The sequence below is a fragment of the Hydrogenophaga sp. L99 genome (assembly GCF_058731905.1).
Genome location: NZ_CM178972.1, coordinates 1,030,785 through 1,050,000 on the forward strand (window position 1 = coordinate 1,030,785; position 19,216 = coordinate 1,050,000).

12 protein-coding genes, 2 tRNA genes and 3 rRNA genes are annotated in these 19,216 nt (G+C 57.4%); 14 read left to right on the forward strand and 3 right to left on the reverse strand.

The annotated features are described in order from the left end of the window. Positions 1-2 precede the first annotated feature (2 nt). On the reverse strand, positions 3-1,535 hold the full coding sequence (locus AC4QBL_RS04960) for a PhoH family protein (protein WP_472906679.1): 1,533 nt from the start codon (positions 1,533-1,535) through the stop codon (positions 3-5). Between AC4QBL_RS04960 and AC4QBL_RS04965 the strand changes: the two genes are divergently transcribed. Next, the gene (locus tag AC4QBL_RS04965) at positions 1,513-1,944 is read left to right on the forward strand and encodes a hypothetical protein (RefSeq protein WP_472906680.1); all 432 of its coding nucleotides are present in this window, start codon (positions 1,513-1,515) and stop codon (positions 1,942-1,944) included. The genes AC4QBL_RS04960 and AC4QBL_RS04965 overlap by 23 nt on opposite strands. Positions 1,945-2,016: 72 nt before the next feature. Here the strand turns inward: AC4QBL_RS04965 and AC4QBL_RS04970 are convergent, their stop codons facing one another. Together AC4QBL_RS04970 and AC4QBL_RS04975 are read right to left on the reverse strand one after the other, a co-directional pair. Then, positions 2,017-2,493, reverse strand: a complete 477-nt coding sequence (locus AC4QBL_RS04970) for a peroxiredoxin (RefSeq protein WP_439114631.1) — start codon at positions 2,491-2,493, stop codon at positions 2,017-2,019. A 261-nt stretch (positions 2,494-2,754) separates the two neighbouring features. Beyond that, entirely contained in the window at positions 2,755-3,135 is a 381-nt protein-coding gene (locus tag AC4QBL_RS04975) for an Mth938-like domain-containing protein (RefSeq protein WP_472901784.1), read from the reverse strand. Positions 3,136-3,323: 188 nt separating this feature from the next. On the opposite strand from AC4QBL_RS04975, the gene AC4QBL_RS04980 reads away from it, so the two are divergent. The 13 genes from AC4QBL_RS04980 to rrf all read left to right on the forward strand — a co-directional run bounded on the left by AC4QBL_RS04980 (position 3,324) and on the right by rrf (position 18,905). Further along, positions 3,324-4,550, forward strand: coding sequence for a pyridoxal phosphate-dependent aminotransferase (locus AC4QBL_RS04980; RefSeq protein ID WP_472906681.1), 1,227 nt, complete (start codon positions 3,324-3,326; stop codon positions 4,548-4,550). Between the two features lie 32 nt (positions 4,551-4,582). Beyond that, positions 4,583-5,905: a homoserine dehydrogenase gene (locus tag AC4QBL_RS04985; protein WP_472906682.1), complete on the forward strand. Its 1,323-nt coding sequence runs from the start codon at positions 4,583-4,585 to the stop codon at positions 5,903-5,905. Between the two features lie 126 nt (positions 5,906-6,031). Continuing rightward, the gene (gene thrC, locus AC4QBL_RS04990; RefSeq protein WP_472906683.1) at positions 6,032-7,474 is read left to right on the forward strand and encodes a threonine synthase; all 1,443 of its coding nucleotides are present in this window, start codon (positions 6,032-6,034) and stop codon (positions 7,472-7,474) included. After that, complete coding sequence (gene mobB, locus AC4QBL_RS04995) at positions 7,471-8,007, forward strand: molybdopterin-guanine dinucleotide biosynthesis protein B (protein ID WP_472906684.1); 537 nt, start codon at positions 7,471-7,473, stop codon at positions 8,005-8,007. The genes thrC and mobB overlap by 4 nt, the downstream gene beginning before the upstream one ends. Then, a complete protein-coding gene (locus AC4QBL_RS05000) occupies positions 8,004-9,284 on the forward strand; it encodes a molybdopterin molybdotransferase MoeA (RefSeq protein ID WP_472906685.1) in 1,281 nt (426 codons plus the stop codon). The genes mobB and AC4QBL_RS05000 overlap by 4 nt, the downstream gene beginning before the upstream one ends. Continuing rightward, the gene (moaD, locus tag AC4QBL_RS05005; RefSeq protein ID WP_472901778.1) at positions 9,281-9,532 is read left to right on the forward strand and encodes a molybdopterin converting factor subunit 1; all 252 of its coding nucleotides are present in this window, start codon (positions 9,281-9,283) and stop codon (positions 9,530-9,532) included. Before AC4QBL_RS05000 ends, moaD begins: the two co-directional genes overlap by 4 nt. A gap of 2 nt (positions 9,533-9,534) precedes the next feature. Further along, positions 9,535-10,008 carry a molybdenum cofactor biosynthesis protein MoaE gene (locus AC4QBL_RS05010; RefSeq protein ID WP_472901777.1) on the forward strand — a complete coding sequence of 158 codons (474 nt, stop codon included), beginning with the start codon at positions 9,535-9,537 and terminating at the stop codon, positions 10,006-10,008. Between the two features lie 271 nt (positions 10,009-10,279). Beyond that, on the forward strand, positions 10,280-12,898 hold the full coding sequence (gene clpB / locus AC4QBL_RS05015) for an ATP-dependent chaperone ClpB (protein WP_472901776.1): 2,619 nt from the start codon (positions 10,280-10,282) through the stop codon (positions 12,896-12,898). A gap of 540 nt (positions 12,899-13,438) precedes the next feature. Next, positions 13,439-14,971: ribosomal RNA gene (locus AC4QBL_RS05020) — 16S ribosomal RNA — on the forward strand. A 164-nt stretch (positions 14,972-15,135) separates the two neighbouring features. Continuing rightward, a tRNA-Ile gene (locus tag AC4QBL_RS05025) sits at positions 15,136-15,212 on the forward strand. Positions 15,213-15,263: 51 nt separating this feature from the next. After that, positions 15,264-15,339, forward strand: a tRNA-Ala gene (locus tag AC4QBL_RS05030). A 380-nt stretch (positions 15,340-15,719) separates the two neighbouring features. Next, positions 15,720-18,598, forward strand: a 23S ribosomal RNA gene (locus AC4QBL_RS05035). A 194-nt stretch (positions 18,599-18,792) separates the two neighbouring features. Next, positions 18,793-18,905 (forward strand): 5S ribosomal RNA (rrf, locus tag AC4QBL_RS05040). The 16S, 23S and 5S rRNA genes sit together here with 2 tRNA genes alongside, the layout of an rRNA operon. Positions 18,906-19,216: the final 311 nt, after the last annotated feature.

The following is a 19,216-nucleotide window of genomic DNA, read 5'->3' on the forward strand; positions in this document are numbered from 1 at the left end:
CGTCAGAGCACCTCGCTGGCGAAGTCTGCCAGCCTGGAGCGTTCACCACGCGCCAGTGTGATGTGCCCGCCGTGAGGCCATCCTTTGAAGCGGTCCACGGCAAACGTGAGCCCCGATGAGCCTTCGGTCAGGTAGGGGGTGTCGATCTGGGCCAGGTTGCCCATGCAAATGATCTTCGTGCCGGGGCCGGCGCGGGTGATCAGTGTTTTCATCTGCTTGGGTGTCAGGTTTTGCGCCTCGTCGATGATCACGTACTTGTTCATGAACGTGCGCCCGCGCATGAAGTTCATGCTCTTGATCTTGACCCGGCTGCGCACCAGTTCGTTGGTGGCCGCACGGCCCCATTCGCCAGCATTGCCGCCATCACCTTTCGCCAGAAATTCCAGGTTGTCATCCAGCGCGCCCATCCAGGGACCCATCTTTTCCTCTTCGGTACCTGGCAGGAAGCCGATGTCTTCACCCACGCTCACCGTGGCGCGGGTCATGATGATCTCGGTGTATCGGCGATCATCCAGCACCTGCGTCAGGCCACTGGCCAGCGCCATCAGCGTCTTGCCGGTGCCAGCGGTGCCCGCCAGCGTGACGAAGTCGATTTCGGGATCCATCAGCAGGTTGAGTGCGAAATTTTGCTCGCGGTTGCGGCTGGTCACCCCCCACACGGCATTCTTCAGGTGGGTGTAGTCCTTCAGTGTCTTGAGCACCGCGGTTTTGTCGCGGATTTCGGTGACCCGGGCGTACAGCGAAGGCTCACCGGGCGCTTCAAAGTAGACAAACTGGTTGATGTAAAACTGACCCACGGTAGGGCCGCTGACGCGGTAAAACGTATGGCTACCGCTGGCCCAGCTTTCAATGGTCTTGCTCTGGCGTGTCCAGAAGTCTTGCGGCAAAGCCAGAGCGCCTGCGTACAACAGCTCGCCGTCCTCCAGGGTCTTGTCGTTCTCGTAGTCCTCGGCGGCGAGACCCAGTGCGCGTGCCTTCACCCGCATGTTGATGTCCTTGGACACCAGGATCACCTCCCGCTGTGGGTATTTGCCCCTCAGCGCATGAACCACACCCAGAATCTGGTTGTCCGCCTTGCCCTGGGGCAGGCTGGACGGCAACTGAGCATCCAGTGGTTCCGTCTGGAAGAAGAGCAAGCCCTTGGCCGACTGGTGTCCTGTGGCCGAGAGTTTGAGTCCCTTGGTCATGTCACCGCCCTGCTGGGCCACCAGTGCGTCCAGCGTGCGGCTGGTCTGGCGGCCATTGCGGGCCACTTCGGTCATGCCTTTTTTGTGCCCATCAAGCTCTTCCAGCACGATCATGGGCAGGAAGATGTCGTGTTCCTCAAAGCGGAACAGGCTCATCGGGTCGTGCAGCAGCACGTTGGTGTCCAGCACGAACAGGCGGGGTGCGCCCACGTTACCCGACTTGCTGCGGTCACTGCGGCGGTTGCTGGCCACGGGTGCCGGGCGCTTGGTGGCAGCGCCGCCTTGTGCCTGGTTGGTGGTTTGGCGGGAGTCGCTGGTGTTGGCGTTGGGGGCTACCGCTGCTGGCATCGGCTCGGCAGCCGGCGAAGCCCTGGTCGATTCAACGTGCGCAACCAAAGGCGCCGGCACCGCAGGTTGGTTTGTTTTGCGGCTGCGCGACCTGGACCGAGGGTTGCTCGTTGCCGGTGCAGTGTCTGCTGCGGGTGCAGCCGCACTTGCTGGAATCGCGCTGGCTGCCACCGGCACGATGGCTTCACGCACGGGTGCCAAGTCCATGGGTTCATCGGCCGGTTTGCGGTTGTATGCGTCGGGGGAGAGCAAAGATGCGCGTTTTGATGGGGCTGGTGGCAGTGGCATGGCGGGCGTTTGGGTTCAGCGCAGAATCAGAAAACAAAAAGCCGCCGGGGTGACCGGGCGGCTTCGAGGGCTGCTGTGGGTTTTGGAGAGCTGGGAGCGGATGGGCTTCCTCGTGTCATGAAATCATTATGCATGACAGCTGTGACAGTGTTGACCCGGAGCGGATCGGACAGTCACAGCGCTGTGGATTCAATCAACCCGCTTTTTTCAGCGTTTTCACGGCCTTGAGAACCTCTTCGACGTGCCCTGGGACCTTGAGTCCGCGCCATTCCTGTGCGAGCACACCGTCAGGTCCGATCAGGAAGGTGCTGCGCTCAATGCCCTTGACCTTCTTGCCGTACATGATCTTGTTCTTGACCACACCAAACATGTGGCACATTTTTTCTTCGGTGTCGGCGATCAACTCAAACGGGAGTTCGAGCTTGGTTTTGAAGTCGTCGTGAGACTTCATGTTGTCGCGCGAGACGCCGAACACCTGCGCACCCGCTTTGACAAAGTCTTTGTACTTGTCGCGGAACTGCATGGCTTCGGTGGTGCAGCCCGGGGTGTTGTCTTTGGGATAAAAATACAAAACCACCGTTTGCCCAAGGTGCGTTTGATTGCTGACCTTGATGCCGCCGGTGGCTTGAGATTCAAATTCGGGAATGGGTTTATTGACAACGACTGCCATACTGCGTGGACCCCTGACGTAAGTTGGTGGTGATTCGTTGGCTTGTGCTTGGTGACACAGGCTCCCGGTGGCAGCTGTGGCGCACGGGAGGCAGGCCAGGAAACAATCGGGTATTTTAACCCCGAACCGCTTTTTGGGACAGTCCCAGCCCCAGGGTGCTCGGATGGAGCTCTCTCACGGGCCCAAAATGGCGCCACGTGGATCGCCGCTTGGCCGTGTCTCGGTCCGCGCTGCGGGCCTGGTCTTCCCGGATTGATGGCCTCAGGTTTCAATCAGCAAGGCCGCCACGACCCGCCTGCCTTCGCTCGCGAGAATGTTGTAAGTGCGACAGGCGGCTGTTGTGTCCATGGTCTCCACGCCAATTCGCTGCCCCATCAGGCTGCGCAGCAAGGCGGGCGGCAGGAAACGGAGTTTGGAGCCGCTGCCGAAAACCACCAGTTCGGGCGCTTCCGTCATCACGCTGGCCAGCATCGAAAAATGCGCTTCGGTCAGGTCTTCAAAACGGGTGCAGGTCCATGGCACCAACTGGCCCGATGAGGCGAGCACCAGGCTTTGGGTGTGGCGCTGCCCGTTGACCGCAATCCAGCCTTCGCCATAAGCAGTGACGGACTGGGTATCCAATTTGTCGGCGTGCAGTTTCATGGCGTGATGGATCAGGCGGCTGGGGGTGCGGCTTGCACGCGGTGGTGTGCCACTGGGGGTGCAGAGATGCGGTGGAGAACTGTGGTCAAATTACAGGTTTTCCCTGCAACCGACCCGTAATATAACGCTCGGCGAACCTGCCCAGGGCGGGTGCGCCGCTTGACCCCTGACTCCCCTTGGGAGGAACTTTGAAAACCATCCAGAAATCCGCCAAACTCGCCAACGTCTGCTACGACATCCGGGGTCCCATCATGGACGCGGCGCGTCAGATGGAGGAAGAGGGTCACAAGATCATCAAGCTCAACATCGGCAATTTGGCGGTGTTTGGGTTTGATGCGCCCGAAGAGATCCAGCAAGACATGATCCGCAACCTGCCGAACTCGGCGGGTTATTCGGACAGCAAAGGTATTTTCGCGGCGCGCAAGGCGGTGATGCACGAAACCCAGAAGCAGGGTGTCAAGGGTGTAACGCTGGACGACATTTACCTGGGCAACGGCGCCAGCGAACTGATTGTGATGGCCACCAATGCGTTGCTGGATGACGGCGATGAGCTGCTGCTGCCTTCACCCGATTACCCGCTCTGGACGGCCGCCGTGAGCCTGTCGGGCGGCACGCCGGTGCATTACCGGTGCGACGAATCCAACGGGTGGATGCCCGACCTGGACGACATTCGCTGCAAGATCACCCCTGCCACCAAAGGCATCGTGGTGATCAACCCCAACAACCCGACCGGCGCGCTGTATTCTGACGCGCTGCTCAAGTCCATCGTCGAACTGGCTCGCCAACACGGGCTGGTGATTTTTGCCGACGAGGTGTACGACAAGGTGCTGTATGACGGTGTCAAGCACACCGCAATGGCGAGCCTGTCGGAAGACGTGCTGACGCTGACGTTCAATTCGTTGTCGAAGAGCTACCGTTCGTGTGGCTACCGCGCTGGCTGGCTGGTGGTGTCTGGCGACAAAAAGCCTGCCAAGGATTACATCGAGGGCTTGAACATGCTCTCGAACATGCGACTGTGCGCCAACGTCCCCGGCCAGTGGGCCATTCAGACAGCCCTGGGTGGTTACCAGAGCATCAACGATCTGGTGTGCGATGGCGGGCGTTTGCGGCGCCAGCGCGATCTGGCCTATGAGCTGATCACCGCCATTCCGGGGGTGAGCTGCGTCAAACCCTCGGCGGCGCTCTACATGTTTCCGCGCCTCGACCCCCAGATCTACCCGGTCGAGGACGATCAGCAGCTGTTCCTGGAGCTGCTGCAGGGAACGCGCGTGATGCTGGTGCAGGGCTCGGGTTTCAATTACCCGGACAACCAACATTTCCGCATCGTGTTTTTGCCGCACGAGGACGACCTGCGTGAGGCCATTGGCCGCGTGGCGAAGTTTTTTGAAGGCTGGCGCAAACGCCACGGCACCTGATTTTTTTGAATTCCATTCAAGCAATGACCGATATGAAACCAATTCAAGTGGGCCTTTTGGGCATAGGTACCGTGGGCAGCGGCACGTTCAATGTGCTCAAGCGCAACCAGGAAGAAATCAAGCGCCGCGCTGGCCGCGGTATTGAAATCACGATGGTGGCCGATCTCGATGTGGCCCGCGCGCAGTCTCTGGTAGGGCCCGGTGTGCAGGTGGTGAACGATGCCCGTGCCGTCATTGCCAACCCTGACATCGACATCGTCATCGAGTTGATTGGTGGCTATGGGATCGCCAAGGCGCTGGTGCTTGAAGCCATTGCCGCTGGCAAGCATGTGGTCACGGCCAACAAAGCGCTGCTGGCGGTGCATGGCACCGAGATCTTTGCCGCAGCGTCGGCCAAGGGCGTGATGGTGGCGTTTGAAGCGGCGGTGGCCGGTGGCATCCCGATTATCAAAGCGTTGCGTGAAGGTCTGACGGCCAACAGCATTCAATGGATCGCCGGCATCATCAACGGCACCACCAACTTTATCTTGTCCGAAATGCGCGACAAGGGTTTGGACTTTGACGTGGTGCTGAAAGAGGCGCAGCGTCTGGGTTATGCCGAAGCCGACCCTACGTTTGATATCGAAGGCGTGGACGCAGCGCACAAAGTGACGCTCATGAGCGCCATTGCATTTGGCATCCCGGTGCAATTTGACAAGGCTTATGTCGAAGGCATCACCAAGCTCGGCGCCGCTGACATCAAATACGCAGAGCAACTGGGCTACCGCATCAAGCTGTTGGGTATCACCAAGCGCACGGCCCAAGGCATTGAGTTGCGCGTACACCCCAGCCTGGTGCCCACCAAGCGCCTCATCGCAAATGTGGAAGGTGCCATGAACGCCGTGGTGGTGCAGGGCGATGCCGTGGGCACGACGCTGTATTACGGCAAGGGCGCTGGCAGCGAACCCACGGCGAGCGCCGTCATTGCCGATCTGGTCGACATCACCCGGCTGCACACCGCTGACCCGCACCACCGCGTGCCGCACCTGGCCTTCCAGCCCGACGCCATGAGCGACCTGTCCGTGCTGCCCATGAGCGAGGTTGTGACGAGCTACTACCTGCGTCTGCGCGTGGCAGACGAAGCCGGTGTGCTGGCCAAGGTAACCGGGCTCTTGGCTGACGCTGGTATCAGCATCGACGCGGTGTCGCAGCGCGAGGCCGATGAAATCGGCGGTGAGGGCTCGACCCAGACCGACGTCATCATCCTCACGCACGACACCCGCGAGGGCACGCTGGACGCCGTACTGGCTCAAATGCAGGCGCTTCCTTCGGTGCTGGCGCCCATAACGCGCATCCGCAAAGAAGAGTTGAATTAACCCCACGCGTCGCCTGCGGCGCCACCCCAAGGGGCGATGCTCGTGGGCCGGCAGAGCCGGTTCCATGGCATCTTGATCGAGCACCTCCCCTCGAGGAGCGTCTTATCTGCTGATATTGGAACTGACATGCAATACCTTTCCACCCGCGGTCACCCGGATCGCAAACGTTTTTGCGAAATCCTGCTGGAAGGCTTGGCGCCCGATGGCGGTCTGTATCTGCCTGAGCGCTACCCACAGGTGGATGCAGCCACGCTGGCGCGCTGGCGGGCTGCTTTCAACGGCGGCGAATCGGGCGGCTACGCTGCGCTGGCATTCGAGGTGCTGTCGCTCTACATCGACGATATTCCGCCGGCCGATCTGAAGGCGCTTTGCGAAAAGACGTACACGGAGGCGGTGTACGGCACAGCAGCCATCGTTCCACTGAAAAAGCTGGAGGATGGCTTTTACCTCGAAGCGCTGTCCAATGGCCCCACGCTCGCCTTCAAGGACATGGCGATGCAACTGCTGGGCAACCTGTTTGAATACGAACTGGCCCGCCGCGGCGAAGAACTCAACATTTTGGGGGCTACCAGTGGTGACACCGGCAGCGCGGCCGAATACGCCATGCGAGGCAAAAAAGGCGTGCGCGTTTTCATGCTCAGCCCGCACGGCCGCATGAGCCCGTTTCAGCAGGCGCAGATGTTCAGCCTGATGGACGACAACATCCACAACATCGCCATTGAAGGTGTGTTCGACGACTGCCAGGACATTGTCAAAAACGTCAGCAACGACCTTGACTTCAAGCGCGGCTACAAGATCGGTACCGTCAATTCGATCAACTGGGCGCGCTTGCTGGCGCAGGTCGTTTACTACTTCGCCGGCTATTTTCAGGCAACCGCCAGCGACACGCAAAAGGTGAGCTTCACGGTGCCCAGCGGCAACTTTGGCAACGTCTGCGCTGGCCATGTGGCGCGCCAGATGGGCCTGCCCATCCAGACGCTGGTGGTGGCAACCAATGAAAACGACGTGCTGGACGAGTTCTTCCGCACCGGTGTGTACCGCGTGCGGGCGAGTGCTGACACGTTTGAGACCTCCAGTCCATCGATGGACATCTCCAAGGCCAGCAACTTTGAGCGCTTTGTGTTCGATTTGCTGGGTCGAGACGGTGCCCGCGTCAAAGCCCTCTTTGGCGATGCGCTGCACAAAGCTGGGCGCTTTGAGCTGGGTGCCGATAAGGTGTTTGCCGAGGCCGCCAGTCGCTACGGTTTTGCCAGTGGCAAGAGCTCGCACAGCGATCGACTGGCCACGATCAAGGACGCGTTTGAGCGCTACAACATCATGATCGACACCCACACCGCCGATGGCGTGAAGGTGGCGCGGGAGCACCTGCAACCGGGCGTGCCCATGATCGTTCTGGAGACGGCTCTGCCCATCAAGTTCGCTGAAACCATCGTTGAAGCCCTGGGCCGTCAGCCCGATCGGCCAGCCCGTTTCAACGGTATTGAAGACCTGCCCAAGCGCGTGCGTGTCATGCCCGCAGACACCGCAGCCGTGCAGGCCTACGTCGCCGAGCATTGTCCCGTCGCATGAAGGTCGTCGGCTTTGCGGGTTACTCGGGTTCGGGCAAGACCACGCTGGTTGAGCAGCTGATTCCGGCGCTTAAATTTCGTGGCCTGCGTGTGTCGGTGGTCAAGCACGCCCACCACCAGTTTGACATTGACCACCCCGGTAAAGACACCTGGCGCCACCGCGAAGCCGGTGCCTTTGAGGTGGTGGCGGCGTCGCCTAACCGACTGGTGCTGATGCGCGAGTTTGAACAGCCAGCCGAACTCAAGGTGCACCAGTTGATTGCCGAGCTTTACGGCGGTGTGGACTGGGTGCTGGTTGAAGGCTTCAAAGAAAGCGATTTGCACAAGATTGAGATTTGGCGCGAGGCCAGTGGCAAGCCCGCTCGCTACCCCGACGATCCTTTCATTGCAGCCATTGCAACCGACAGCCCGACAGCCTTGCCCGTCTCAACCGCTCGACCGGTACTGGATTTGAACCAGCCAGATGACGTCGCGACCTGGTTGGTCGAAAATGGCCATCGATTCGATTACAGCCCAGAGATCTACGCGCCATGACCGTTCACAAGCCAGCAGCCCGAGCCCCTTTGATGTCGCTGGACGATGCACTGGCCAGCTTGCTGGGTCGCGTGGTGCCGCTCAGCGCCGCGGAAAACGTGGCTACCTTTGACGCCGATCGCCGCGTGCTGGCGCAAGACCTGGTTTCTGCGCTGCAAGTCCCGCCAAACGACAACTCGTCCATGGACGGTTATGCGGTGCGCAGTGCAGACGTCACGGCCCCTGGGGTGGTCTTGTCCGTGTCGCAGCGCATTGCCGCTGGCCATGCCGCAGAACCGCTACGCCCAGGCACCTGCGCCCGTATTTTTACTGGCGCCCCCATGCCTGAAGGTGCCGACGCGGTGGTGATGCAGGAAGACACCCAAGATGTGGGTGGCAACATCCATGGCGTGCACATCAACGCCGTGCCCCAGCCGGGCCAGTGGGTGCGCCGGGCCGGAGAAGACGTGACGCGTGGTGCCGTGGTGTTGTCTCGCGGCGAGCGGTTGTCACCGGCAAGCCTGGGTTTGGCCGCCAGCCTGGGCTTGGCCCATGTGCCGGTGGTCGCGCGGCCCCGTGTGGCGCTGTTTTCAACCGGCGACGAACTGGTGATGCCGGGTGAGGTATCCCCGCAGGACATGAAGCCTGGCGCCATTTACAACTCCAATCGCTTTTTCTTGCGTGCGTTGTTGCGGCGTCTGGGCTGTGAGGTGAGTGATCTGGGCATCGTGCCCGACCGCCGCGAAGCCACGCTGGCGGCACTTAAAACGGCAGCAGACCACCACGACCTGATCTTGACCAGCGGTGGTGTTTCGGTGGGTGAGGAAGACCACATCAAGCCGGCCGTGCAGGAACTCGGCAGCCTCGATCTGTGGCAGATTGGTATGAAACCGGGCAAGCCGTTTGCTTACGGGCGTGTGAACCGCGACGCCGGTGCGGGCGCCAGCGCTGCGCAGCCTTGCCATTTCATTGGCCTTCCTGGCAATCCGGTGTCGAGCTTTGTGACCTTTGTGTTGCTGGTCAGGCCGTTTTTACTCAAGCTGCAAGGCGCGCAAGTTCCTCGTGTGCAGCCCGTGATGCTGCCGGCCCACTTCACGGTGGTCCGTGCTGACAAGCGCCGCGAATTTCTGCGCGTGTGTCGCAACGCCGAAGGTGGGTTGGACCTCTTTCCCAACCAGAGTTCGGGGGTTTTGACTTCTGCCGTGTGGGGTGACGGTCTGGTGGACAACCCGGCCGGCGCCACCATCGCCCATGGTGATCCAGTGCCCTATCTTTCTTTTGCAGAGTTGCTCGCATGATTGTCAAACTTCGCTATTTCGCATCGATTCGAGAGGCCATCGGCGCCAGCAGCGAGTCGGCTGACACCAAGGCAGCCACCCTGGGCGCGCTGCGTGAAGAGTTGGTTGCACGCGGTGGTGCTTACGCCGAAGCGCTGGCGCGTGGTCGTGCGGTGCGGGTGGCCTTGAACCAGACCATGAGCGACGAGGGGGCCGCGCTCATCGATGGCGCCGAAGTGGGGTTTTTCCCACCCGTCACAGGAGGCTGAACATGGCACCGCGCGTCAGCATCCAGACCGAAGACTTCGACCTGAGCACCGAGGTGCAGCGGTTGCGCGAGCAGGACAAGCGCGTGGGCGCCGTGTGCAGTTTCATGGGTACCGTGCGTGACCGCAACGACGGGCAGAGCATCAGCACGATGGAGCTGGAGCACTACCCTGGCATGACCGAAAAAAGCATTGAGGCCATGATCGACGAAGCCTTCCGGCGTTTCGACATCTTCGGTGCACGCGTGATTCACCGCGTGGGCTTGCTGCAGCCGCTGGACCAAATTGTGCTGGTGGCCGTGACATCGGCCCACCGTGGCGAGAGCTTCCAGGCTTGCGAATTCCTGATGGACTACCTGAAGACCCAGGCGCCGTTCTGGAAGAAGGAACAGACGCCCGAGGGTGCGCGATGGGTGGACGCACGCGTGAGCGACGACGCGGCGCTGGCCAAGTGGGGTATCGAAGCGCGCAACGCTTGAGTGTCCGTTTGCGCCTTGCGTGTCCCGCGCGACCGTGCGTGGGGTGTGCGCACAACGGACTGAAAACGCACGGCCCTCGCGGGTGCAGCCTGCGCGGATGCGCTGAGACCTTGCTTTTTTCGAATTGGCGCAAAAATGGACGGCGTGCACGTGCTTGGCTGATCTGCGTCAACGGCTGCGCGGTCAGCCTGCATCAGGCTTCATGCTTGTCTTGAAAAGTGGTCGTCAAGCGCCACATACCAGCCAATACAAACATTCGGAGTGCTGATCCATGCGACTCGACAAACTCACCACCAAGTTCCAAGAAGCCCTGAGCGAAGCCCAGACACTGGCGCTCGGCGCTGACCACGCTTACATTGAGCCCGCTCACCTGCTGCTGGCCATGCTGCGTCAGGCCGATGGCCCGCAGTCTTTGCTGCAGCGCGCGGGTGTCAACGTGCCTGGATTGACCAAGGCCGCCGAGGCGGCGATGACGCGCTTGCCGGAAGTGCAGGGGCAAGACCAAGTGCAGGTTGGGCAAGAGCTGTCCAAATTGCTGCAAGCCACCGAAAAAGAAGCCATCAAACGCGGCGACCAGTTCATCGCTAGCGAACTCTTTTTGCTTGCAGTGGCCGACAGCAAAGGGGAGTTGGGGCGCATCTCGAATGAGAACGGCCTGAACCGCAAGAGCCTTGAATCGGCCATCATCGCCGTACGCGGTGGTCAGTCCATGGACAGTCCCGAGGCCGAGGGTCAGCGCGAGGCTCTTAAAAAATACACGATGGACCTCACCGAGCGCGCCCGCATGGGCAAGCTGGACCCGGTGATTGGCCGCGATGACGAGATTCGCCGCGCCATCCAGGTGTTGCAACGCCGGACCAAGAACAACCCTGTGCTGATCGGCGAGCCCGGTGTGGGTAAAACGGCCATTGTTGAAGGCTTGGCCCAGCGCATCGTGGCGGGCGAAGTGCCTGATTCGCTCAAGGGCAAACGCGTGCTGAGCCTGGACATGGCGGCGCTGCTGGCCGGGGCCAAGTTCCGTGGTGAGTTTGAAGAGCGCCTGAAAACCGTGCTCAACGAGTTGGCCAAAGACGAAGGCCAGACCATTGTGTTCATTGACGAGTTACACACCATGGTGGGAGCCGGCAAAGGCGAAGGGGCTATGGATGCGGGCAACATGCTCAAGCCAGCGCTGGCCCGCGGAGAACTGCACTGCGTGGGTGCCACCACGCTCGACGAGTACCGCAAATACATTGAAAAAGATGCTGCACTCGAGCGCCGCTTTCAGAAGATCATTGTGGGCGAGCCCAGTGTGGAAGCCACCATTGCCATCTTGCGTGGTTTGCAAGAGAAGTATGAGGTGCATCACGGCGTTCAGATCACCGACCCGGCCATCGTGGCCGCTGCCGAGCTCAGCCACCGCTACATCACCGATCGCTTTTTGCCTGACAAGGCCATCGATCTCATCGACGAGGCGGCCAGCAAGATCAAGATCGAACTCGACTCCAAGCCCGAGGTGATGGACAAACTCGACCGCCGTTTGATTCAGTTGCAAATTGAGCGCGAGGCCGTGCGGCGTGAGAAGGATGAGGCGTCACAAAAGCGCTTCGGTCTGATTGCGGAAGAAATTGCCCGGTTGGAGAAAGAAATCTCCGACTACGACGAAATCTGGAAGGCTGAAAAAGCCCAGGCGCTGGGCTCCAAGGACGTGATGGAGGAGATGGACCGTATCCGTTCCCAGATCAAGACATTCACCGACAAGGGTGACTTCAACAAAGTGGCCGAGCTGCAATACGGCAAGCTACCCGAATTGGAAAAGCGCCTCAAAGACGCGCAGGCTGTGGAATCGGGGAAAGCCGCCAACAAAGACGGTACGGGCCGCCCGCAGCTGCTACGTACCCAGGTGGGTGCTGAAGAGATTGCAGAAGTCGTGGCCCGCGCGACCGGCATCCCCGTGGCCAAACTCATGCAGGGCGAGCGCGACAAGCTGCTGGTGATGGAAGACAAGCTGCATCAGCGTGTGGTGGGGCAAGACGAAGCCATTGGCGCCGTCGCCAACGCGATCCGCCGCTCACGCTCCGGACTATCCGATCCGAACCGACCCACGGGCTCGTTTCTGTTTTTAGGCCCAACGGGTGTCGGTAAAACCGAGCTGTGCAAGGCGCTCGCCGGCTTCCTGTTTGATAGCGAAGACCACCTGATTCGCATCGATATGAGCGAATTTATGGAGAAACACTCGGTGGCACGCCTCATTGGTGCGCCGCCCGGGTATGTAGGCTACGAGGAGGGCGGCTACCTGACAGAAGCCGTGCGCCGTAAGCCTTACAGCGTGCTGCTGCTGGACGAAGTGGAGAAAGCCCACCCGGATGTGTTCAACGTACTGCTTCAAGTTCTGGACGACGGACGTCTGACCGACGGGCAAGGGCGCACCGTGGACTTCAAAAACACGGTGATCGTGATGACGAGCAACATTGGCTCGCACCTGATCCAGGCCATGGTGGGTCAACCCTACGACGATGTGAAAGAAGCGGTGTGGGGAGAGCTCAAGGAGCATTTCCGGCCTGAGTTCTTGAACCGCATCGACGAGACAGTGGTGTTCCATGCACTCGATGCTCAGCATATCGCTTCCATAGCCGGCATTCAGCTGAAGGCTTTGCAGGCTCGCCTGCAGAAGATGGACTTGCGCCTCGATGTGGCTCCCGCAGCGCTGGATGAGCTTGCTAAAGTAGGTTTTGATCCCGTGTTCGGTGCCCGACCGCTCAAGCGGGCGATTCAACAACGCATAGAAAACCCACTTTCCAAGTTGCTGCTGGAAGGCAAGTACCCGCCTAAGTCGGTGATACCTGTCGGCGTGGACCCCGTTCGCAACCCGGGTGTGTTCGAGTTCGGCGAGGCGGTTGCCATGGATTGACGCCTGCACTTCACAAAACTTCCCCGTAGGTCACCGCGTGCACCGCTGTGTAACCGGCACAGCCCGACCGCGGCGCAACGGGGAAGGGGCGGAAGTAAAAGCTGGGATGAAGGTGCAACCAACCTTGCAACGAAAGCCGCAGCAGCAAATGGTCAGAAAATTTAGCCAAGCTGTTGACCGCCGCGAAAAAACCGATGTATACTGTAAAGCTTCGCTGATCACTGCAACGCCGCAAGGCAGGCAACCTAAGTCGGCGAAGTGGGCTGAGTGTTCTAGGTAAAAACCCTAAAATACTTTTTCCAGACACCAAAAACTGTGTCATAATACGAGGCTCAGCTGATCGCAGCTAAGCAAGACGGATGAGGTGGCAAGTGCTGCTGAGTTTGTTGGATCATTAAAAATATACAGCCGATAAGCGTGGGCGTTTGAAGGCGATTGCGAAAACGGATTCTTCGGAATCCAAGTCGCAAGACTTTAAACGTTCATGAAAATAGAAATGAAGTTTACTTCGTTTGCGTTTTTATGAGTAAATTCAAGATCGAACTAAAGAGTTTGATCCTGGCTCAGATTGAACGCTGGCGGCATGCTTTACACATGCAAGTCGAACGGTAACAGGCCGCAAGGTGCTGACGAGTGGCGAACGGGTGAGTAATGCATCGGAACGTGCCCAGTCGTGGGGGATAACGCAGCGAAAGCTGCGCTAATACCGCATACGATCTAAGGATGAAAGCGGGGGACCGTAAGGCCTCGCGCGATTGGAGCGGCCGATGTCAGATTAGGTAGTTGGTGGGGTAAAGGCTCACCAAGCCGACGATCTGTAGCTGGTCTGAGAGGACGACCAGCCACACTGGAACTGAGACACGGTCCAGACTCCTACGGGAGGCAGCAGTGGGGAATTTTGGACAATGGGCGCAAGCCTGATCCAGCAATGCCGCGTGCAGGAAGAAGGCCTTCGGGTTGTAAACTGCTTTTGTACGGAACGAAACGGCGAGCTCTAATACAGTTTGCTAATGACGGTACCGTAAGAATAAGCACCGGCTAACTACGTGCCAGCAGCCGCGGTAATACGTAGGGTGCAAGCGTTAATCGGAATTACTGGGCGTAAAGCGTGCGCAGGCGGTTTTGTAAGACAGTCGTGAAATCCCCGGGCTCAACCTGGGAATTGCGATTGTGACTGCAAAGCTGGAGTGCGGCAGAGGGGGATGGAATTCCGCGTGTAGCAGTGAAATGCGTAGATATGCGGAGGAACACCGATGGCGAAGGCAATCCCCTGGGCCTGCACTGACGCTCATGCACGAAAGCGTGGGGAGCAAACAGGATTAGATACCCTGGTAGTCCACGCCCTAAACGATGTCAACTGGTTGTTGGGTCTCTTCTGACTCAGTAACGAAGCTAACGCGTGAAGTTGACCGCCTGGGGAGTACGGCCGCAAGGTTGAAACTCAAAGGAATTGACGGGGACCCGCACAAGCGGTGGATGATGTGGTTTAATTCGATGCAACGCGAAAAACCTTACCCACCTTTGACATGTATGGAAGTTTCCAGAGATGGATTCGTGCTCGAAAGAGAGCCATAACACAGGTGCTGCATGGCTGTCGTCAGCTCGTGTCGTGAGATGTTGGGTTAAGTCCCGCAACGAGCGCAACCCTTGTCATTAGTTGCTACATTCAGTTGGGCACTCTAGTGAGACTGCCGGTGACAAACCGGAGGAAGGTGGGGATGACGTCAAGTCCTCATGGCCCTTATAGGTGGGGCTACACACGTCATACAATGGCCGGTACAAAGGGTCGCAAACCCGCGAGGGGGAGCCAATCCATCAAAGCCGGTCGTAGTCCGGATCGCAGTCTGCAACTCGACTGCGTGAAGTCGGAATCGCTAGTAATCGTGGATCAGCATGTCACGGTGAATACGTTCCCGGGTCTTGTACACACCGCCCGTCACACCATGGGAGCGGGTCTCGCCAGAAGTAGTTAGCCTAACCGCAAGGAGGGCGATTACCACGGCGGGGTTCGTGACTGGGGTGAAGTCGTAACAAGGTAGCCGTATCGGAAGGTGCGGCTGGATCACCTCCTTTCTGGAAAAATCCACACCAGTTCTTGGTTTGATGGTCCTGCTTGCAGGGTTGGATGCTGAGAGCGGCAGTGGATCAAGCAATCAAGCTCAAACGCTCACACTTATCGGTTGTTGGAAGGAAGTCGCCAGCGATCTGGGTCAAACCAGGTTACTAGTGACCGGCTTGGGTCTGTAGCTCAGTTGGTTAGAGCACCGTCTTGATAAGGCGGGGGTCGTTGGTTCGAGACCAACCAGACCCACCAAGTGGGTCTGCTGTCTGAGCGCTGTCTGACCAAAACGTTGACGGTTATCCTGGGGGATTAGCTCAGCTGGGAGAGCACCTGCTTTGCAAGCAGGGGGTCGTCGGTTCGATCCCGTCATCCTCCACCATCCACACCTGTTGGTGCTGCCTGTCATGCAGTGCAACACTTGTCTGTCTCAACATCAAAGCATCCTGTGCTGCAGGGTATTTTGATGTTGATCGGTATCTATCGATCTTCAAGCGATCTTCGGATTGCAACGGCTGTTCTTTAAAAATTCATAGAGTCGAATCAGCGTTGCTGATGGAAACTGCACATTCGTAAAGGTTTCGTGCAGACCGTGCCATCAGCAACAAGAATTTTTGATTGCGTCAACGAATATTCAATTTAGTCAAAAGATATAAATTGAAACGGCATAACGCGTCAGGTGTGAGACCTGACAGACATTCTCTTGATGTGACGATTGTGTTTTGTTGGTTTGAACGAACTGGCAAGACGTCAAAGTTATAGGGTCAAGTGAATAAGAGCATGTGGTGGATGCCTTGGCGATGATAGGCGACGAAGGACGTGATAGCCTGCGATAAGCTTCGGGGAGCTGGCAAATTAGCTTTGATCCGGAGATTTCCGAATGGGGAAACCCACCTAGCAGTAGGTATCGCATACTGAATACATAGGTATGCGAGGCGAACCGGGTGAACTGAAACATCTCAGTAGCTCGAGGAAAAGACATCAACCGAGATTCCGAAAGTAGTGGCGAGCGAAATCGGAAGAGCCTGTTAGTGATAGCACGACACTTAACAAAACGGCATGGAAAGGCCGGCCAAAGAAGGTGATAGCCCTGTATGTGAAAAGAGACGTGTGGTACTGAGCTAACGACAAGTAGGGCGGGACACGAGAAATCCTGTCTGAATATGGGGGGACCATCCTCCAAGGCTAAATACTCATCATCGACCGATAGTGAACAAGTACCGTGAGGGAAAGGCGAAAAGAACCCCGGGAGGGGAGTGAAATAGATCCTGAAACCGCATGCTTACAAAAAGTAGGAGCCTCGAAAGGGGTGACTGCGTACCTTTTGTATAATGGGTCAGCGACTTACATTCAGTGGCAAGGTTAACCGAATAGGGAAGCCGTAGAGAAATCGAGTCCGAATAGGGCGAATCAGTCGCTGGGTGTAGACCCGAAACCAAGTGATCTATCCATGGCCAGGATGAAGGTGCCGTAACAGGTACTGGAGGTCCGAACCGACTAATGTTGCAAAATTAGCGGATGAGCTGTGGATAGGGGTGAAAGGCTAAACAAACTTGGAAATAGCTGGTTCTCTCCGAAAACTATTTAGGTAGTGCCTCAAGTATTACCGTCGGGGGTAGAGCACTGTTTTGGCTAGGGGGTCATGGCGACTTACCAAACCAAGGCAAACTCCGAATACCGACGAGTACAGCTTGGGAGACAGAGCACCGGGTGCTAACGTCCGGACTCAAGAGGGAAACAACCCAGACCGCCAGCTAAGGTCCCTAAAACGGGCTAAGTGGGAAACGAAGTGGGAAGGCTAAAACAGTCAGGATGTTGGCTTAGAAGCAGCCATCATTTAAAGAAAGCGTAATAGCTCACTGATCGAGTCGTCCTGCGCGGAAGATGTAACGGGGCTAAGCCAGTTACCGAAGCTGCGGATTTGCAATTTATTGCAAGTGGTAGGAGAGCGTTCTGTAAGCCTGTGAAGGTGTCTTGTAAAGGATGCTGGAGGTATCAGAAGTGCGAATGCTGACATGAGTAGCGTTAAAGGGGGTGAAAAGCCCCCTCGCCGTAAGCGCAAGGTTTCCTACGCAACGTTCATCGGCGTAGGGTGAGTCGGCCCCTAAGGCGAGGCAGAGATGCGTAGCTGATGGGAAACAGGTCAATATTCCTGTACCGATTACAAGTGCGATGTGGGGACGGATCTTAATAGGTTATCCGGCGGTTGGATGTGCCGGTTTAGATGGATGTAGGCGACACGTAGGCAAATCCGCGTGTCATATACCGAGGCCATTGATCGAGCGAGCTTGCTCGCGAAGTAACTGAACGAGGTCCCAGGAAAAGCCACTAAGCTTCAGCTTGTAATTGACCGTACCGCAAACCGACACTGGTGCGCGAGATGAGTATTCTAAGGCGCTTGAGAGAACTCAGGAGAAGGAACTCGGCAAATTGACACCGTAACTTCGGAAGAAGGTGTGCCCTTGTAGTGTGATGAGAACATCTGAGCACGAACGGGTTGCAAAAAATTGGTGGCTGCGACTGTTTATTAAAAACACAGCACTCTGCAAACACGAAAGTGGACGTATAGGGTGTGACGCCTGCCCGGTGCTGGAAGATTAATTGATGGGGTGCAAGCTCTTGATCGAAGTCCCAGTAAACGGCGGCCGTAACTATAACGGTCCTAAGGTAGCGAAATTCCTTGTCGGGTAAGTTCCGACCTGCACGAATGGCGTAACGATGGCCACACTGTCTCCTCCTGAGACTCAGCGAAGTTGAAATGTTTGTGATGATGCAATCTCCCCGCGGAAAGACGGAAAGACCCCATGAACCTTTACTGTAGCTTTGTATTGAATTTTGAACAGATCTGTGTAGGATAGGTGGGAGGCTTTGAAGCAGGGTCGCTAGATCTTGTGGAGCCAACGTTGAAATACCACCCTGGTGTGTTTGAGGTTCTAACCTAGGTCCATTATCTGGATCGGGGACAGTGCATGGTAGGCAGTTTGACTGGGGCGGTCTCCTCCCAAAGTGTAACGGAGGAGTTCGAAGGTACGCTAGGTACGGTCGGACATCGTGCTAATAGTGCAATGGCATAAGCGTGCTTAACTGCGAGACTGACAAGTCGAGCAGATGCGAAAGCAGGACATAGTGATCCGGTGGTTCTGTATGGAAGGGCCATCGCTCAACGGATAAAAGGTACTCTGGGGATAACAGGCTGATACCGCCCAAGAGTTCATATCGACGGCGGTGTTTGGCACCTCGATGTCGGCTCATCTCATCCTGGGGCTGTAGCCGGTCCCAAGGGTATGGCTGTTCGCCATTTAAAGAGGTACGTGAGCTGGGTTTAAAACGTCGTGAGACAGTTTGGTCCCTATCTTCCGTGGGCGCTGCAGATTTGAGGAAGCCTGCTCCTAGTACGAGAGGACCGGAGTGGACGCACCTCTGGTGTACCGGTTGTCACGCCAGTGGCATTGCCGGGTAGCTAAGTGCGGAAGAGATAACCGCTGAAAGCATCTAAGCGGGAAACTCGTTCCAAGATGAGATCTGCCGGGGCCTTGAGCCCCCTAAAGAGTCGTTCAAGACCAGGACGTTGATAGGCTGGGTGTGGAAGCGCAGTAATGCGTTAAGCTAACCAGTACTAATTGCTCGTGAGGCTTGACCCTATAACTTTGATCTAATCCATCAACAGTTGAATGTCACCCGACTACAATACACAACCGTTTGTAGTCCAGTTATGCCCTTATGGAATTCAACACTGTTGATCCATAACGTTGGCAGCAATCAAAAAGACAGCTGATTCGAAGCTCTATGAATTCGTCGCCGTAGCACCCTCGTGCTGCAGCGGCAACCCCTTATGCCTGACGACCATAGCAAGTTGGTACCACTCCTTCCCATCCCGAACAGGACAGTGAAACGACTTTGCGCCGATGATAGTGCGGATTCCCGTGTGAAAGTAGGTCATCGTCAGGCTCTTACCAGCCCCCCAAACCCCCTCGTACCCCGTGTACCTGGGGGTTTGGGCTTTATATAAGTGTAGGCATGTGTTTTGTCTTGTAAGCTTCAAAAAGAAATTTGCAAAGACACCAAAAACTGTGTCATAATAAGAGGCTAAGCTGATCGCAGCTAAGCAAGACGGATGAGGTGGCAAGTGCTGCTAAGTTTGTCAGATCATTAAAAATATACAGCCGATAAGCGTGGGCGTTTGAAGGCGATTGCGAAAACGGGTTCTTTGGAATCCAAGTCGCAAGACTTTAAACGTTCATGAGAATAGAAATGAAGTT

What these genes read in the sequence shown, in the direction of transcription:
- AC4QBL_RS04960 (WP_472906679.1), bottom strand. Translation starts at nt 1,535, where the DNA reads ATGCCAGCAGCGGTAGCCCCCAACGCCAACACCAGCGACTCCCGCCAA.
- AC4QBL_RS04970 (WP_439114631.1), bottom strand. Translation starts at nt 2,493, where the DNA reads ATGGCAGTCGTTGTCAATAAACCCATTCCCGAATTTGAATCTCAAGCC.
- AC4QBL_RS04975 (WP_472901784.1), bottom strand. Translation starts at nt 3,135, where the DNA reads ATGAAACTGCACGCCGACAAATTGGATACCCAGTCCGTCACTGCTTAT.
- AC4QBL_RS04985 (WP_472906682.1), top strand. Translation starts at nt 4,583, where the DNA reads ATGAAACCAATTCAAGTGGGCCTTTTGGGCATAGGTACCGTGGGCAGC.
- thrC (WP_472906683.1), top strand. Translation starts at nt 6,032, where the DNA reads ATGCAATACCTTTCCACCCGCGGTCACCCGGATCGCAAACGTTTTTGC.
- mobB (WP_472906684.1), top strand. Translation starts at nt 7,471, where the DNA reads ATGAAGGTCGTCGGCTTTGCGGGTTACTCGGGTTCGGGCAAGACCACG.
- AC4QBL_RS05000 (WP_472906685.1), top strand. Translation starts at nt 8,004, where the DNA reads ATGACCGTTCACAAGCCAGCAGCCCGAGCCCCTTTGATGTCGCTGGAC.
- moaD (WP_472901778.1), top strand. Translation starts at nt 9,281, where the DNA reads ATGATTGTCAAACTTCGCTATTTCGCATCGATTCGAGAGGCCATCGGC.
- AC4QBL_RS05010 (WP_472901777.1), top strand. Translation starts at nt 9,535, where the DNA reads ATGGCACCGCGCGTCAGCATCCAGACCGAAGACTTCGACCTGAGCACC.
- clpB (WP_472901776.1), top strand. Translation starts at nt 10,280, where the DNA reads ATGCGACTCGACAAACTCACCACCAAGTTCCAAGAAGCCCTGAGCGAA.